Origin of the sequence: Chitinimonas sp. BJB300 (assembly GCF_002735695.1) — a bacterium.
GTDB lineage: Bacteria > Pseudomonadota > Gammaproteobacteria > Burkholderiales > Chitinimonadaceae > Chitinimonas.
The window spans coordinates 1-1,324 of sequence record NZ_PDZH01000306.1 but is presented as its reverse complement, the minus strand read 5'-3'; the positions used below and the strand labels follow the sequence as shown (position 1 = coordinate 1,324).

The 1,324-nt window shown below is 61.8% G+C and carries 1 protein-coding gene; it reads left to right on the top strand.

Annotated features, from left to right (window positions below; all coding sequences use genetic code 11):
• The coding region (locus CSQ89_RS21535) for an FG-GAP-like repeat-containing protein (RefSeq protein WP_199065787.1) at positions 1–1,324 on the top strand (1,324 nt) is incomplete at both ends.

The window sequence follows — 1,324 nt, the reverse complement described above, 5'->3', positions numbered from 1 at the left end:
GACGCCGCAAGCCGGTTGACCCGTACCACCCAATACGCCAAAGCGATTCCCAACCCGATGGTGGGTGAAGCCGAACTCAACGCGCTCCTGCGTACAGATCCTTACGCCAAGGACACCGCCAACCGCAGTACCCATACGCTGTACGACAGCGCCAACCGCATCAGTGGTGAGATCGATGCCGCCGGCTACCTGACCGAGTACACCTACGACGCGGTCGGCAACCGCACCCAATCGACACGCTATAGCAACCGCGTCTGGTCGCATGGCGGTAGTGGACTGTTCAACACGCCCGAGCGATGGGATGCCATCCTGGGGCAGAACGCCGGGGGGTGGGCCAATCAAGAGTCCTTCCCACGACTGGTGGGTGACATCAACGGTGATGGTCTTGCGGACCTGGTCGGTATTGGTTCGGATGCCCTGTTCACCTTTATCGCCACCGAGCACAACCAGTTCGCCATCGGCCCGACCGGCACGCAGATGCGGGCCGATACGGGGTGGACCAGCCAGAACATCATGCCGCGTGCGCTGGCGGACATGGATGGCGACGGTCGTGCCGATCTGGTGGGTTTCGCCACCGATGGGGTGTATGTGAGTTTGGCCCAAGGCAACGGTATGCACTTCACCGGTTTTGGGTTGGCGAATCGCTGGTTACAAAACATGGGCCGAGATGCCGGTGGCTGGATCAATCAAGACACCTATCCGCGGCTGGTTGCCGATGTCAATGGCGACAAGAAAGCGGACATCGTAGGGTTCAGCGCGGAGGGTGCCACGACCTATCTGTCGACGGGAACTGGGTTGACCCATGTGCATACCAGCCCGCAGTTCATGCGCTCGACGGGCTGGACCAGCCAGACCGAACGCCCGCGAGCATTGGCGGATATGAATGGGGATGGCAAAGCCGATATCGTCGGCTTTGCCTCGGATGGCGTCTATGTCGCCCTGGCCGAAGGGTCTGGCACCCAGTTCACCGGCTTTGGGGCGATGACCCAGTGGTTATGGGGCATGGGCAGCCATGCGGGGGGCTGGTCGAGCCAGGACCTGTATCCGCGTCTGTTGGGCGATGTGAATGGCGATGGCAAAGCCGATCTGGTGGGGATGGGACAGGGGGAAACCTCGGTTTATCTGTCCTCCGGTACCGGCTTTGCCAGTGGGTCGACGGAAATGGCCTTTGCCCACAGCGCAGACTGGCCAAGCCAGCATCTCACACCACGCTTCTTGGCGAATCTGAACGGCGATGGCCGGGCTGACCTGATCGGCTTGGGCCGGGACGGGGTGTATGTCGCCCGCAGCACGAACTTGGCTTTGGCCATGTTGCGTCCGCACC